Origin of the sequence: Acidovorax sp. sic0104 (assembly GCF_019219095.1) — a bacterium.
Taxonomy (GTDB): Bacteria; Pseudomonadota; Gammaproteobacteria; order Burkholderiales; family Burkholderiaceae_C; genus Acidovorax.
In genome coordinates this window covers 1-13371 of the sequence record NZ_JAHUWH010000014.1, presented here as the reverse complement: position 1 = coordinate 13371, position 13371 = coordinate 1, and the positions used below count along the sequence as shown (strand labels likewise).

Annotated in this window: 13 protein-coding genes; 8 read left to right on the top strand and 5 right to left on the bottom strand. The window is 68.0% G+C overall.

Going from position 1 to position 13371, the window contains the following annotated elements; all coding sequences use genetic code 11:
* Window positions 1-21: 21 nt before the first annotated feature.
* The 4 genes from KW835_RS19940 to bfr form a co-directional block, all read right to left on the bottom strand.
* Entirely contained in the window at window positions 22-354 is a 333-nt protein-coding gene (locus KW835_RS19940; protein WP_056411776.1) for a DUF3325 domain-containing protein, read from the bottom strand.
* 3 nt (window positions 355-357) lie between these two features.
* The gene (locus tag KW835_RS19935; protein WP_218385841.1) at window positions 358-2136 is read right to left on the bottom strand and encodes a PepSY domain-containing protein; all 1779 of its coding nucleotides are present in this window, start codon (window positions 2134-2136) and stop codon (window positions 358-360) included.
* Window positions 2137-2189: 53 nt separating this feature from the next.
* Window positions 2190-2498: a hypothetical protein gene (locus KW835_RS19930; protein ID WP_056173788.1), complete on the bottom strand. Its 309-nt coding sequence runs from the start codon at window positions 2496-2498 to the stop codon at window positions 2190-2192.
* Between the two features lie 551 nt (window positions 2499-3049).
* Window positions 3050-3526: a bacterioferritin gene (bfr, locus tag KW835_RS19925; protein ID WP_056173789.1), complete on the bottom strand. Its 477-nt coding sequence runs from the start codon at window positions 3524-3526 to the stop codon at window positions 3050-3052.
* 288 nt (window positions 3527-3814) lie between these two features.
* On the opposite strand from bfr, the gene ahpC reads away from it, so the two are divergent.
* The 8 genes from ahpC (at window position 3815) to KW835_RS19885 (ending at window position 13074) form a co-directional block, all read left to right on the top strand.
* Window positions 3815-4390 (top strand): alkyl hydroperoxide reductase subunit C, encoded by a 576-nt coding sequence (gene ahpC / locus KW835_RS19920; RefSeq protein WP_218385658.1) that lies wholly within the window; start codon window positions 3815-3817, stop codon window positions 4388-4390.
* A 177-nt stretch (window positions 4391-4567) separates the two neighbouring features.
* On the top strand, window positions 4568-6184 hold the full coding sequence (gene ahpF / locus KW835_RS19915) for an alkyl hydroperoxide reductase subunit F (RefSeq protein ID WP_218385657.1): 1617 nt from the start codon (window positions 4568-4570) through the stop codon (window positions 6182-6184).
* Between the two features lie 343 nt (window positions 6185-6527).
* Window positions 6528-8783, top strand: a complete 2256-nt coding sequence (locus KW835_RS19910; RefSeq protein ID WP_218385655.1) for a TonB-dependent hemoglobin/transferrin/lactoferrin family receptor — start codon at window positions 6528-6530, stop codon at window positions 8781-8783.
* 42 nt (window positions 8784-8825) lie between these two features.
* Window positions 8826-9173, top strand: a complete 348-nt coding sequence (locus KW835_RS19905) for a hypothetical protein (RefSeq protein ID WP_218385653.1) — start codon at window positions 8826-8828, stop codon at window positions 9171-9173.
* A gap of 8 nt (window positions 9174-9181) precedes the next feature.
* Window positions 9182-10303 (top strand): hemin-degrading factor, encoded by a 1122-nt coding sequence (locus tag KW835_RS19900; protein WP_218385651.1) that lies wholly within the window; start codon window positions 9182-9184, stop codon window positions 10301-10303.
* The gene (locus tag KW835_RS19895; RefSeq protein ID WP_218385650.1) at window positions 10293-11177 is read left to right on the top strand and encodes a hemin ABC transporter substrate-binding protein; all 885 of its coding nucleotides are present in this window, start codon (window positions 10293-10295) and stop codon (window positions 11175-11177) included. Before KW835_RS19900 ends, KW835_RS19895 begins: the two co-directional genes overlap by 11 nt.
* Complete coding sequence (locus KW835_RS19890; RefSeq protein WP_218385648.1) at window positions 11174-12256, top strand: iron ABC transporter permease; 1083 nt, start codon at window positions 11174-11176, stop codon at window positions 12254-12256. The genes KW835_RS19895 and KW835_RS19890 overlap by 4 nt, the downstream gene beginning before the upstream one ends.
* On the top strand, window positions 12253-13074 hold the full coding sequence (locus KW835_RS19885) for a heme ABC transporter ATP-binding protein (RefSeq protein WP_218385646.1): 822 nt from the start codon (window positions 12253-12255) through the stop codon (window positions 13072-13074). The genes KW835_RS19890 and KW835_RS19885 overlap by 4 nt, the downstream gene beginning before the upstream one ends.
* A gap of 133 nt (window positions 13075-13207) precedes the next feature.
* On the opposite strand, the gene KW835_RS27050 is transcribed toward KW835_RS19885, so the two are convergent.
* Window positions 13208-13371: choice-of-anchor U domain-containing protein (locus KW835_RS27050; protein WP_304505173.1), on the bottom strand; the 164-nt coding region annotated here is incomplete at its 5' end.

The following is a 13371-nucleotide window of genomic DNA, read 5'->3' as shown; positions in this document are numbered from 1 at the left end:
CCCGCACGGCGCTGGGCGCCATCACCAGCCGCCGGCCCACGCCAGCAGGCCGGCGGCCAGTGCGACGCCGGCCGCGACTGGGGTGCGCCGCGGCTGCCAGGTCACCATGGCGGTCACCGCCAGGGCCGCGACCGACAGGGCGACCGTCCAGGCCGTCACGCCCAGCGATGCAGGCACCTCGCCCGACGGCCGCGCCGCCAGCCACAGCGAGAGCGCCAGCACCAGCCAGCCGGCGCGGCGCAGGTGCATCTGGCGCCGCGCCGTGCCCTCGCGGCCCAGCGCGTCTTCGTGGTGGCGGTCCATACCCAGCGCAATGGCCGACCACGCGGCAAAACACAGCAGAAATGCGGACATGGATCAGGCTCCCGTAGTGGAGACGTCGGGCGTGGCCGACAGCGCCGGTGCAGCGGGCTGCGGAGCGGATGCGTTGGCGGCTGCGGCGGCGTGGCGCAGTGCCTGGGACACAGCGGCCCGGCCCTTGGGAACACGACCCGGACGCAGCCGCCATGACAGCCAGCACAGCAGCAGACCCGTGGCCAGGAACGACAGGTCCATGCTGGCCCAGATCCATTCGCCCGCGGGCAGCGTGACGCCCAGGTGGGTGTGGGTGGTCAGCGCATTGATCAGCGGCAGGGCCGTCCACACGGCACCGGCGGCGCCCAGCGGCACGGACCAGCCCATGCGGCTCGGTCGCACCACGGCGCAGGCCAGCGCCCACAGCAGCGCGATGCCCCAGGCGCTGAAGAACCAGCCCAGCTCGGTATCGGCCCGGCCCTCGATGCCCACGGGGATCAGGCGGTTGGAGGCCACGTACACGCCACAGGCCAGCGGCAGGCCCGCGAGCGTGGCGATGTTGATGGCGGCCACCAGGCGCTCGCCAAAGGGTGCCTTGGTGCGCGCTGCAGCGGTGGCTGCGCCCTGGCGGCCGGCTTTGGTTTGCGACAGGGCGCTGCGCTTGACGGTCCACAGCACCATACCGGTGGCGATCATCAGGCTGCCCAGCACGCCAAAGCCGAACAGGGCCCAGCGCATGCCCACGTCGGCAAAGCGCGCCAGGTGCAGGCCGTACAGCACGCCGTAGGTCTTGGCGGCGGGGCCGGTGGGGTCGGCCTGGTCCAGCCACTGGCCGGTGGTGGCGTCGAACAACAGGCGCGGCGGGCGGTACTGCAGGCGGTCGCCCTCGTGGCGCGTGACCTCGACCACGGCGCGGCCCTTGGCATCGCGGCGCGCCTGCAGGCTGCCGATGCGCCCGCCGTCCCAGCGAGTGCGTGCTTCGGTCAGTATGGGCTGCAGCGCGATGGCGGGCAGGGGCTCGACCTTGTCGTTTGCGCCACGGCGGGGGCGGCTTTCGGCCTTCTCGCCCTGCAGGTCGGCAAAGTACGCGTTGGAGTCCACGCCTTTTTCATTCTTGTACGTGGTGGCGATGCCGGCGGGCATGTACAGCGTGTGGAAGATCATCAACCCGCTGAAGGTGATCATCAGATAGAACGGCAGCACCAGCACGCCGGTGACGTTGTGCGCATCCAGCCAGGCGCGCTGCCCGCCCTTGGTGGGGCGGAAGGTGAAGAAGTCCTTGAAAATGCGGCGGTGCGTGATCACGCCCGTGATCAGCGCGACGAACATCAGCATCGTGGCCACGCCCACCACCCAGCGGCCTTCGAGGGTCCAGCGGCCCTTCTGGGCCGTGCGCAGCTCGAAGTGGAAGCGGTAGAAGAAGTCGCCGCCCATGGTCTGGCGCGCCTCGATGGCCTCGCCGGTTTGCGGGTTCATGCGCAGCGTCTCGAACCGGCCATTGCCGGTGCCGCGCCACAGCAGGTTGACGGCGGGGTCGCGCTCATCGGGCAGGTGCATGATCCACTGCGTGACCTCGGGCGACTTGCGCTGCAATGCGTCCAGCGACTTCTGGGCCACCTGCGCATCGGCCGAGGGCAGGCCGTGCATCTCGGGGCGCATCCACAAATTGAACTCGTTCTTGAAGAACGACAGCGTGCCGGTGAGAAAGATCGCAAACAGCAGCCAGCCCAGGATCAGGCCGGCCCAGGTGTGCAGCCACGACATCGCCTGGCGAAAGCCCTCGCGGTCGTTGGGTGTCCTGGCGGCTTTGGCCTTGTCGCTGGCGTTGACCGTGGCAGCCATCGGCGTGGCCGCTGCAATGTCTGCGGACGCGTCGGGTGTCAGTGTGGTGGTGTTCATGCGGCGGCCTTCATCCATTGCGGCGCCATGGCGCAGGCGCCCAGTACCAGCGCCGGCAGCAGCGTGCCCGCCCAGGCACCCAAAGCGGTGCGGGCATAGAACGCCCAGCCTGCGGCCATGGCGTAGGCCAGCCAGGCCAGCATGGTGGCCGTCAGCACGGCTTCCACCCGCGGCATGAACTGCGCCAACCCCAGCGACAACGCAGCCGCGAACCCCGCCGCCAGCGCATAGCCGCCGCCAATGGCCGCCACGGCGCGGGAGGTGATGGCCAACCGATAGCGCCAATCGACGCGCGCGGCCTTCATGGCGTGCCTGCCGCGGGGCGGCAGCGGGCAGTTGATCCGGTCAATTGGAACGATGGGGAGGCCCCGGGCAGGCAGGGGCTGGCGGTGCGGCGCAGCATCAGGGATGGCTCCAGGCAGGTTTGCAGGCGAAAACGGTCAAACGCTGGCTGCAGCGGTGGGGCGGCAAGGCCCCGGCTGACTGGCTGGCTAGGTGTTCAGGAGATTCGGGCCAGCGTGCGGCGATCACTGGATGCCCATGGCCTGAGCGTCAGGCGGGCGTCGCGGGGTCAACGCTGGTCGTAAGAATGCATTCTACTTTTGTTGAGAAGCATTCGCATTCATTGAATCCAGACTTTTGCCGTCTTGATGTGCGCTTGCAACATTCTGTGACGAGCTGGGCGCCGGGCCTTCGCCGGGTTGACCTTCGCCGTCGTGTGTTGCGCGGGTGAATGAGCCCTGCCACTGGCGCCGTTGGACCAGGCACAAAAAAACGGGCCGAAGCCCGTTTTTCTGATTTCTTCTTTGCTTTTTTCGTGGAGCGCTCTGAGAAACTGAAGTCTTTGAGGTCTTGCTTACTCTGCCTCACCCATCTGGGACTGCAGGTAGTTCTGCAGGCCGACCTTGTCGATCAGGTCGATCTGGGTTTCGAGGAAGTCGATGTGCTCCTCCGTGTCGTCCAGAATCTTCTGCAGCAGGTCGCGAGAGACATAGTCGCGCACCGTTTCGCAGTGGGCAATCCCTTCCTTGATCGTGGCCTGGGCGCCTTGTTCGGAGCGCAGGTCGCAGGCCAGAATCTCCGGCACGTCTTCCCCGACCTGGAGCTTGGCGAGGTCCTGCAGGTTGGGCAGGCCGTCGAGCGTGAAGATGCGGTCCATGAGCCAGTCGGCATGTTTCATCTCGCCGATGGACTCCGAATACTCCTTCTTGGCGAGCTTGTCGAAGCCCCAGTGCTTGAGCATGCGGTAGTGCAGAAAGTACTGGTTGATGGCCGTGAGTTCGTTCTTGAGCTGGGCCTGCAGGTGGCCGATGACTTGTGCGTCGCCTTTCATGGGGGCTCCTTGTTATGTGGTTCGGGCTTGATTGTCGTGACCTCAGTCCGCCACTGCAAGCCAAACCCCCGCGCAGTCGCTCTGTCTGCGTGTGATGCTGAGTTGTGTTCGCATCTGAAGACAGTTGGCGCAGTTTCCCAGGCTCTTTGACCTTTTCATCCCCTTGCCATCAAAGCCTTGTATATAGTCATAAACAATTGATTCAATGCAATCAATTAATTGGATTCATGGGCTCATTGGGCCTAGACTTCAGCCTTGTTCAGTCAACCAACCACCAAGGAAACAGCAATGTCCCTGATCAACACGCAAGTTCAACCCTTCAAGACCACCGCTTTCGTCAACCGCTCCGGCAAGGGCGAGTTCATCGATCTGACCGAAGCCGACCTGAAGGGCAAATGGTCTGTGCTGATCTTCATGCCTGCAGCTTTCACCTTCAACTGCCCCACCGAAATCGAAGACGCTGCCGACAACTACGCAGCATTCCAGGCCGCGGGCGCCGAGGTCTACATCGTCACCACCGACACGCACTTCTCGCACAAGGTGTGGCACGAAACCTCCGACGCCGTGGGCAAGGCCAAGTTCCCCCTGGTCGGCGACCCCACCCACCAGCTGACCAACGCTTTTGGCGTGCACATCCCTGAAGAAGGCCTGGCACTGCGCGGCACGTTCGTGGTCAACCCCGACGGCGTGATCAAGACCCTGGAAATCCACTCCAACGAAATTGCCCGCGACGTGTCCGAAACCCTGCGCAAGCTCAAGGCTGCCCAGTTCACCGCCGCCAATCCTGGCCAGGTGTGCCCCGCCAAGTGGAAGGAAGGCGCCAAGACGCTGACGCCTTCGCTGGACCTGGTCGGCAAGATCTGATCGGCTGATTGCATCGGCACGGCGGCCTGCGGGCCGCTCCCAGCCGGACAGCGTCGTGGCGCGCGTGCGCCATGCCGTCCGGCTTTTTTTCGCCTGTTTTTTGCGCCCTGTTGCGGCGCGGGGCTTGCCAACAGCGGCCCTGGCCCCCAACCTCATAAGAATCGAAAGGACACCACCATGCTCGACGAACAACTCAAGACCCAGCTTTCCGCCTACCTGGAGCGCGTGCAGCAGCCGTTCGAACTGGTGGCGTCCCTGGACGACAGCGAGACCGCCCGCGAAATGCGCGAGCTGCTCACGACCATCCAATCCCTGCGCAGCGACAAGATCACGCTGCGCACCGACGGCAACGATGCCCGCAAGCCGTCGTTCAGCCTGCAGCGCGTGGGCGCTTCCAACAGCCTGCGTTTCGCGGGCCTGCCCCTGGGCCACGAATTCACCTCGCTGGTGCTGGCCCTCCTGTGGACGGGCGGCCACCCGCCCAAGGTCGAACCCGAGGTGATCGAGCAGATCGCCGCGCTCGACGGCGACTTCAACTTCGAGGTCTACATGAGCCTGACCTGCCACAACTGCCCGGACGTGGTGCAGGCGCTGTCGCTCATGGCCATCGTCAACCCCAAGATCAAGACCACCGTGATCGAAGGCGGCGCCTTCCAGCAGGAAGTGGCCGAGCGCGAGATCATGGCCGTCCCCATGGTGTTCCTGAACGGCCAGGTGTTTGGCTCTGGTCGGATGACGGTCGAGGAGATCGTGGCCAAGCTGGATACCGGGGCCGCCGCCCGCGACGCCGCCAAGCTGTCTGCCAAGGCGCCTTACGACGTGCTCATCGTCGGTGGCGGCCCCGCGGGCGCAGCCGCAGCGGTGTATGCCGCCCGCAAGGGCATCCGCACCGGCGTGGCGGCCGAGCGCTTCGGCGGCCAGGTCAACGACACGCTGGCCATCGAGAACTACATCTCGGTGCTGGAGACCGACGGCCCCAAGTTCGCTGCCGCGCTCGAAGCCCACACCCGTGCCTACGACGTGGACATCATGAACCTGCAGCGCGCCGACAAGCTGATCCCGGCTGCCGAGCCCGGCGGCCTGATCGGCGTGCAACTGGCCAACGGCGGCCTGCTGCAGTCCAAGACGGTAATCCTGTCCACCGGCGCGCGCTGGCGCAATGTCAATGTGCCCGGCGAGGCCGAGTACAAGAACAAGGGCGTGGCCTACTGCCCTCACTGCGACGGCCCGCTGTTCAAGGGCAAGCGCGTGTCGGTCATCGGCGGCGGCAATTCGGGTGTGGAGGCCGCCATCGACCTGGCCGGCATCGTGGCTCATGTCACGCTGATCGAGTTCGCCGACCAGCTCAAGGCCGACGCGGTGCTGGTCAACAAGCTCAAAAGCCTGCACAACGTGACCATCCACACCAACGCGCAGACCACCGAGATCACCGGCGCCGACGGCAAGGTCAACGGCCTCAAGTACAAGGACCGTGCGACGAACGTGGAGCACCTGGTGCAGCTCGAAGGCGTGTTCGTGCAGATCGGCCTGGTGCCCAACACCGAATGGCTCAAGGGCACGGTGGAACTGTCCAGGTTTGGCGAGATCATCGTCGACTCGCACGGCCGCACCAACATCCCCGGCGTGTTCGCGGCGGGTGACTGCACGACGGTACCGTTCAAGCAGATCGTGATCGCTGCGGGCGATGGGTCGAAGGCTGCGCTGAGCGCTTTCGACCACCTGATCCGCATGCCGGTAGTGGCCCAGCCTGTGGCTGCGGCGCCAGCAGCCGCGGCGGTGGCAGAAACCGTGTGAAACCAGGCATAAAAATGGCCGCTACCGCTTGATGGATAAGCGCTAGCAGCTATTGATTGCATAGCAGATCGCCAGTCGTCGCCGTGCAGATCCAGGGAGCCTACGGGCTCCCTTTTTCATGGCGCGACCAAGTGATGGAGCCCGGGCGCAACCTGCTGCGCTCTGAGAGGTCCCTCAAACCCCAAGCCGCCACAAGGAATAGTTTGCAACATGTGTATTGATAATTATTCTCATATAGAATGAGTGTTTCGTTGCCAGCGGACGTGCCAGCACCCGAGCGGTGAGAGGGCGCGCAGAGCCAGCTTCCTGTCATTGACTCCGACCAGAGAAGAAGGGCTCCCCCGTGGCGCACGCATCCGCATTCCGCTCCCGTACGTTCAACCTCCACCCCGTGGCCTGGCTCGTGGCCTGTGCGCTCTGCACCGCCTGGAACGCCCAGGCCCAGGGCGCGCCAGGCCCGCTGGGCGCAGGGCAGTTGATCGCTGCCGGCCCGGCGCTCAAGGAGGTGGTCATCAGCGGCTCGCGCAGCGAGCAGGACCCGGGCGAGCTGCCCATGAGCATCGACGTGATCAACGCGCAGGCCATCGAAGCAGGCCAGGTGCGCGACATCCGCGATGTGGCGCGCGAGCTGCCCAACGTGTCGGTCACGCGCTCGCCCGCGCGCTTCACGCTGGCCAGCGGCTCCACGGGGCGCGAGCAGAACGCGGGCTTCAACATCCGCGGCCTGGACGGCAACCGCGTGCTGATGATGGTGGACGGCATCCGCCTGCCGCGCAGCTACGTCTTCAGCGCCAACGCCTTCGGGCGCGACTACCTGGACATCGGCCTGCTGCAGCGCATCGAGGTCGTGCGCGGCGCCACGTCGGCGCTGTACGGGTCGGACGGCATGGCGGGCCTGGTCAACTTCATCACGGCCGAACCATCGGCCTTCCTCGACGGCGACAAGCGCATCGGCGGCCGGGTCAGCCTGGGCTACGACGGCGACGACCACGGCAAGCGCGTGGGCGCCACGGTGGCGGGCAAGGCGGGCGACACGGTGCAGTGGCTGCTGGGCGGCAACGTCACGCGTGCCAGCGAGCTCGACAACATGGGCACCAACAGCGCGGCCAATGCCGACCGCACCCGCCCCAACCCGCAGAAGGACCGAAGCGGTGCATTGCTGGGCAAGGTCATCCTCACGCCCGGCGGCGGCCAGCGCCATGTGTTCACGCTGGAGCATGTGGACAAGACCTCCGACTACGAGCTGCTGACGGCGCGGTCCAAGCCGCCGCTGGCCGCCACGTCTGTGCTGGGCTCCACATCGTTCACCGACATGCAGCGCAGCCGTGCGACGTGGGAGGGCGCGTGGCGCGTGAACTCGGCGTTCGCCGACGACCTGAAGGCGACGCTGAGCTTTCAGGATTCCCACTCGCGCGAATACGTCACCGAAGACCGCAACACCGCTGCCGACCGCGTGCGCGACGTGACCTACGACGAGCGCACCTGGCAGGCCAACCTGCAGGGCAGCAAGGTGCTGCGCGCGGGCGCTGGCGGCCTGGTGCAAAAGATCACCTACGGCTTTGACTACACCTCCGCCAAGGTCGAGAACCTGCAGACCGGCGTGACTCCGCCGGTGGGCGAGACCTTCCCGCTCAAGCGCTTTCCGGACACCACCGAGACCAGCGCCGCCCTGTATGTGCAGGACGAGTTCGTGACCGGCCCCTGGAGCATCACACCCGGCGTGCGCTTCGACACCTTCCGCATCAAGGCCGACCAGGCGGGCTTCGGCGCGCAGGCCGTGTCCCTGTCGGGCAACGCCACCTCGCCCAAGTTCGGCGTTCTGTACCGCGCCACCGAGCAGTGGAGCGTGTTCGGCAACTACGCGGCGGGCTTCCGTGCGCCCAACGCGGGCCAGGTCAACGCGTTCTTCGAGAACCCGGTCAGCAACTACAAGACCGTGCCCAACGCCAACCTGCGCCCGGAGAAGAGCCAGAACTTCGAGCTGGGCGTGCGCGGCCGGCTGGACGCGCTGTCCATCGAGGCTGCGGCCTTCACGGGCCGCTACAAGGACTTCATCGAAGACCTGCGCCAGGTGGGCGGCACCGGCGCGCCGGGCAACCCGCTGGTGTTCCAGTCCGTCAACATCGGCCGCGTCAAGCTCAACGGCTTCGAGGTCAAGGGCGACATGCGCTGGGGCCAGTGGGTCGGCGGGCAATGGACATCGCCCTTCAGCTACGGCCAGACGCGCGGCCGCGACACCGCCACCGGCAGGCCGGTGAACACGGTGGACCCGTCCCGCCTGTCGGCCGGCCTGCGCTACGACACCGGCAGCTGGATGGCGCGCCTGGACGCCACCCACGCTGCGGCCAAGAAGGCCAGCGACGTGACCGTGGCCACGGGCAGCACGCAGTACCTCACGCCGTCGTACACAGTGCTCGACCTGTCAGGCCAGTGGCGCATCCGCAAGGACCTGCGCCTGAACCTCGGCATCTACAACCTGACCGACAAGAAACACTGGCGCTGGGCCGACGTGCGCGGCCTGGCCGCCAATGCCAACTTCATCGACGCCTACAGCCAGCCCGGCCGCTCCGTGCGGGTGTCGCTGGTGGCCGATTTCTGAGTTCCGCTTTCATCCCCCAGGCACCCACCCCAGGAGACCACCATGAGCCACGCTCCCGACCTGCCCGACGCCGGCAGCCACACCGACGAGGAATACAGCCTGCCTTGCGCCGAGGCGTTGCTGGCCGGCACGCTCGCCCTGATGACGGGCTACGTGCAGGCCTGCTGCGACAGCCATCGCGACGCCATGGGCCGCAAGATATCGGCCAACCTGCAGATGCTGGCCGACGCAGAAGGCTTCACCGCGCACTTCCGCACCGTGGTGTGGAGCCTGCAGGGCCGTTGGGAGCAACAGTGCAAGGTGCGGCAGGACACCGCTGCGAGTGCAGCGCTGGTGGCCGCCGAGCAGCGCCGCGTGTTGTGGCATACCGCGCCGGAGGCCATGCAATGAGCGCCGCCATGGCAGTCGCACAAGGCGCCGCAGCCTCCGCTCCGATCGCCGCGCCGGACATTCGCGCGCAATTCGCCGCAGCGCGCGCAGCGGGCAAGCGCGCCAAGGAATCGGCCGAGAGCATAGGGCTGTCCGAAGGCGCAGTGGTCGCCGCGCATGCGGGCGAGCACGGCCACCCGCTCAAGGTCGTTCCGCTGCAGGGATCGTGGCTGGAGCTGCTCCAGTCGCTTCAGGCCTGCGGCCCGCTGATGGCGCTGACACGCAACGAAGGCACGGTGCACGAGAAGACCGGCGTGTACACGCACGTATCGGCCACCGGGCCGGTGGGCATTGCGCTGGGCGAAGACATCGACCTGCGCCTTTTCTTTGCGCAGTGGCATGCCGGCTTTGCCGTGACCGAGCTGGCCAACGACCCGGCCAGGCCGCCGTCGCGCAGCCTGCAGTTCTACAACGCCAGCGGCCGCGCCATGCACAAGATCTTTACCCGCGAAGCGACCGACCTGGCCGCGTTCGACGCCGTGGTGAACCGGTTCGCACAGCCCAGCGCGGGCTATGTGTTCGGCAAGGCCCCTGCGCCGGAAGCGGTGCGGCCCGATGCCGACATCGACGCCGACGGCCTGCGCGAGGCCTGGCGTGCCATGAAAGACACGCACGAATTCTTCGGCCTGACCAAGAAGTTCGGCGTTGAGCGCCAGCAAAGCTTTCGTCTCGTCGAAGGCCAGTTCGCATGGCGTGCCACGCGGGAGGCCGTGCCGCGCCTGCTGGACGAGGCCGCGGTGGACGGACTGCCCATCATGGTGTTCGTGGGCAGCGGAGGCTGCATCCAGATCCACACCGGGCCGGTGCGCAACATCCAGCCGCTCGACACGCCGCATGCGCAGTGGATCAACGTGCTGGATGCGGGCTTCAACCTGCACCTGCGCACCGACATGGTGGCCAGCGTGTGGGTGGTGGAAAAGCCCACGGCCGATGGCGTCGTCACCTCCGTCGAGGCGTTCGACCACGCGGGCGAGCTGATGGCCATGTTCTTCGGCGCGCGCAAGCCCGGCAAGCCCGAGCTGCAGGGCTGGCGCGACCTGGTGGCGCGGCTGCCGCAGGCGCAGCAGGACGAGGTGTCCCATGCTGCGTGACGGCCTGACCGACACGGGGCGCAGGCAGCTGCTGCGCGGCATGGCGGCGCTGCCGCTGTTGTCTGCGGTGGGCGCGGGGAGCGCGCTCGCGGCAAGCCCGGTGCGCATTGTCTCGCTGGGCGGCGCGCTGACCGAGGTGGTCTACCTGCTGGGCGCCCAGGGCCAGCTCGTGGGCACCGACACCACCAGCCTGTTCCCCGAAGCCGCACTCAAGACAGCCAAGGTCGGCTACATGCGCCAGCTCTCGGCCGAGGGGCTGCTGTCCCTCCAGCCCGACGCGGTGGTGGGCACCACCGAGGCCGGGCCGCCGGTGGTGCTGGACCAGGTGCGCAGCGCCGGTGTGCGCGTGGAGCTGGTCAAGGCCGACCACACCTGGGACGAAGTGCAGCGCAAGGTGGCCACGGTAGGCCGCGTGGTCGGCCGCGAGCGCGAGGCGCAGGCCTTGCAGGCGGACCTGGATGCGCAGTGGACGGCGGTGCAAAAGCTCGTGGCGGCCTCCACGCGGCGCCCGCGTGCCATCTTCATCCTGTCGCACAGCGGCAGCCCGATGGTGGCGGGCACCGGCACGGCGGCCGATGCGCTGATCCGCTTTGCGGGCGCCACCAACGCCATCACCCAGTTCGCGGGCTACCGGCCCCTCACGGCCGAGGCCATGGCCAGCGCCGCGCCGGACGTGCTGCTCAACAGCACGCAGGGCATCGAGGCGCTGGGCGGCGAGACCGCGTTCTGGCAGCGGCCCGAACTTGCGCTCACGCCTGCATTCCGCCGCAAGGCGCTGGTGGCCATGGAGGCCAGCCACCTGCTGGGCTTCGGCCCGAGGCTGCCCGCTGCCGTGCGCGAATTGCACGCACGCATGCAGGCGATCACCGCGTGAGCGGCCTGGCCGTGTCGCTGCCGGGTGCGTGCGGGACTCTGGGGCGCCTGTCGCCCCGCGCCGCGCTGGCCGTGGGGGCGGTGCTCGTCGTGCTGGCGTTTGCCTGGGCCAGCACGCAGGGCGCCTATGCCATCGCACCCGCCCAGCTGTGGCAGGTGCTGCTGCAGGCCCTGGGGGCCGCGCCCTCCGCAGAGCAGGCGCCCCAATACCTGGTGTTCATCAACATCCGGTTGCCCCGGCTGTTGATGGGCGTGGCCGCAGGCGCGGGCCTCGGGTTGGCTGGTGCGCTGATGCAGGGGCTGTTCCGCAACCCGCTGGCCGACCCGGGCCTGATCGGCGTGAGCAGCGGCGCCGCGCTGGCCGCCGCACTCACCATCGTGCTGGGCAGCCACTGGCTGCCGGATCTGCCGCGCACGCTGGGCAGCTGGACGCTGGTGGGCATGGCCTTTGGTGGAGGCCTGCTGGTCACGACGCTCATCTATGGCCTGGCGCAGGCCGATGGCGGCACGCGCATGGGGCTGATGCTGCTGGCGGGCGTGGCGGTCAATGCCCTCGCGCTGGCGGGCCTGGGTTATCTCAACTTCATTTCCACCGACGAGCAACTGCGCAACATCCAGATGTGGCTGCTGGGCAGCCTGGGCGGTGCGCGCTGGAGCGCAGTGGCCCTGGTCGGCTCCATCGTGGCGGTGGCCTGTGGCCTCGGCCTGGCGCTGGCGCGCCCGCTCAACGCGATTGCGCTGGGCGAGGCGCAGGCCGCGCTGCTGGGCGTGCGGGTGGAGCGCACCAAACGCCTGGCGGTACTGGTCACAGCGCTGGCCGTGGGGGCCGTGACGGCCGCCACCGGCATCATCGGTTTCATCGGTCTGGTGGCGCCGCACTGGGTGCGCCTGGTGGCCGGGCCCGACCACCGCGTGGTGCTGCCGGGCTCGGCCCTGCTGGGCGCCACGCTGGTGCTGGTGGCCGACGTCGTGGCGCGCACTATCGTCAAGCCCGCCGAGCTGCCGCTGGGCGTGCTCACGGCGTTCATCGGCGTGCCCTTGTTTTTGGCGATGCTGCGCCAGTTCAGGAACAAAGTATGACGGCGCAGGACACGCAACCCGGCGATCCGCTGGTGTGCGACCAGCTCGGTGTGGGCCTGCCAGGCCGTCCCTTGCTGGCCACCGTGGATGCGCGCCTGGCGCCCGGGCGCGTCACTGCCATCCTCGGGCCCAACGGGGCGGGCAAGTCCACGCTGCTGTCCATGCTGTCGGGCCAGCGCGCGCCGCGGTCGGGGGCTGTGAGCCTGGGGGGCCGGGCGCTCTCGTCCATGGGCGCACTGGAGCTGGCGCGCCTGCGCGCCGTGCTGCCGCAGGAAACGGCGGTGGCCTTCGACTTCACGGTGCAGGAAGTGGTGGAGATGGGGCGCTTTCCGCACCGCCAGTCGCCCAGCCGGAACGAAGCACACATCGCACGCGATGCCATGGAGGCCACCGGCGTGGCTCACTTGGCCGGGCGGGGCGTCAACACCTTGTCAGGCGGCGAGCGCGCGCGCGCCCACCTGGCCCGGGCGCTGGCGCAGATCTGGGAGCCCCGGCCCGATGGCGCCACGCGCTGGCTGCTGCTGGACGAGCCCACCGCTGCGCTCGACCTGGCGCACCAGCACCACGCCCTGGCTCTGGTGCGCCGGTGGGCCGTGGAGCAGGGCGTGGGGGTGGTGGCCGTGCTGCATGACCTGAATCTGGCGCTTCGCTATGCGCACGACAGCCTGCTGCTGGCCCCGGGTCTCACAGGCCCGCGCAGCGCGGACGCCACAGACCGCCTGCTGACATCCGCCACCATCGAGCAGGTGTGGGGTGTGCACTGCACGCCGGTGCACGCGGCGGATGGAGTGCCGCAGTATCTCGTGGCAGCGCCGTGAAGCGCGTTGCTGGCGCACGATGGATCTCAAGATTCGGCATCACGGATAAGGCCCGCTGGCGCGCCGCCGCCATTCGCAAGGCCTGGCGGCGGCGGGGCCTGCACTAGCTGCAAAGGGGCGCTCTGGACCTTCCTCAGAACCAGAACCCATGCGGCACATCAGGCGCCTGGCCCGTGATCGACAGCGGCACGTACGCCGGCGCCCCCGGGTCCGTGATGACCCCGTCCACCTTGCCGTCCGCATCGAACTGCCCCCCGTCCTCGATGTGGAAGTCCAGCCGCACGCGCCCGCCCTCCA

What these genes read in the sequence shown, in the direction of transcription:
- bfr (WP_056173789.1), bottom strand. Translation starts at nt 3,526, where the DNA reads ATGAAAGGCGACGCACAAGTCATCGGCCACCTGCAGGCCCAGCTCAAG.
- KW835_RS19930 (WP_056173788.1), bottom strand. Translation starts at nt 2,498, where the DNA reads ATGAAGGCCGCGCGCGTCGATTGGCGCTATCGGTTGGCCATCACCTCC.
- KW835_RS19900 (WP_218385651.1), top strand. Translation starts at nt 9,182, where the DNA reads ATGGCAGTCGCACAAGGCGCCGCAGCCTCCGCTCCGATCGCCGCGCCG.
- KW835_RS19895 (WP_218385650.1), top strand. Translation starts at nt 10,293, where the DNA reads ATGCTGCGTGACGGCCTGACCGACACGGGGCGCAGGCAGCTGCTGCGC.
- ahpF (WP_218385657.1), top strand. Translation starts at nt 4,568, where the DNA reads ATGCTCGACGAACAACTCAAGACCCAGCTTTCCGCCTACCTGGAGCGC.
- KW835_RS19905 (WP_218385653.1), top strand. Translation starts at nt 8,826, where the DNA reads ATGAGCCACGCTCCCGACCTGCCCGACGCCGGCAGCCACACCGACGAG.
- ahpC (WP_218385658.1), top strand. Translation starts at nt 3,815, where the DNA reads ATGTCCCTGATCAACACGCAAGTTCAACCCTTCAAGACCACCGCTTTC.
- KW835_RS19940 (WP_056411776.1), bottom strand. Translation starts at nt 354, where the DNA reads ATGTCCGCATTTCTGCTGTGTTTTGCCGCGTGGTCGGCCATTGCGCTG.
- KW835_RS19885 (WP_218385646.1), top strand. Translation starts at nt 12,253, where the DNA reads ATGACGGCGCAGGACACGCAACCCGGCGATCCGCTGGTGTGCGACCAG.
- KW835_RS19935 (WP_218385841.1), bottom strand. Translation starts at nt 2,136, where the DNA reads ATGGCTGCCACGGTCAACGCCAGCGACAAGGCCAAAGCCGCCAGGACA.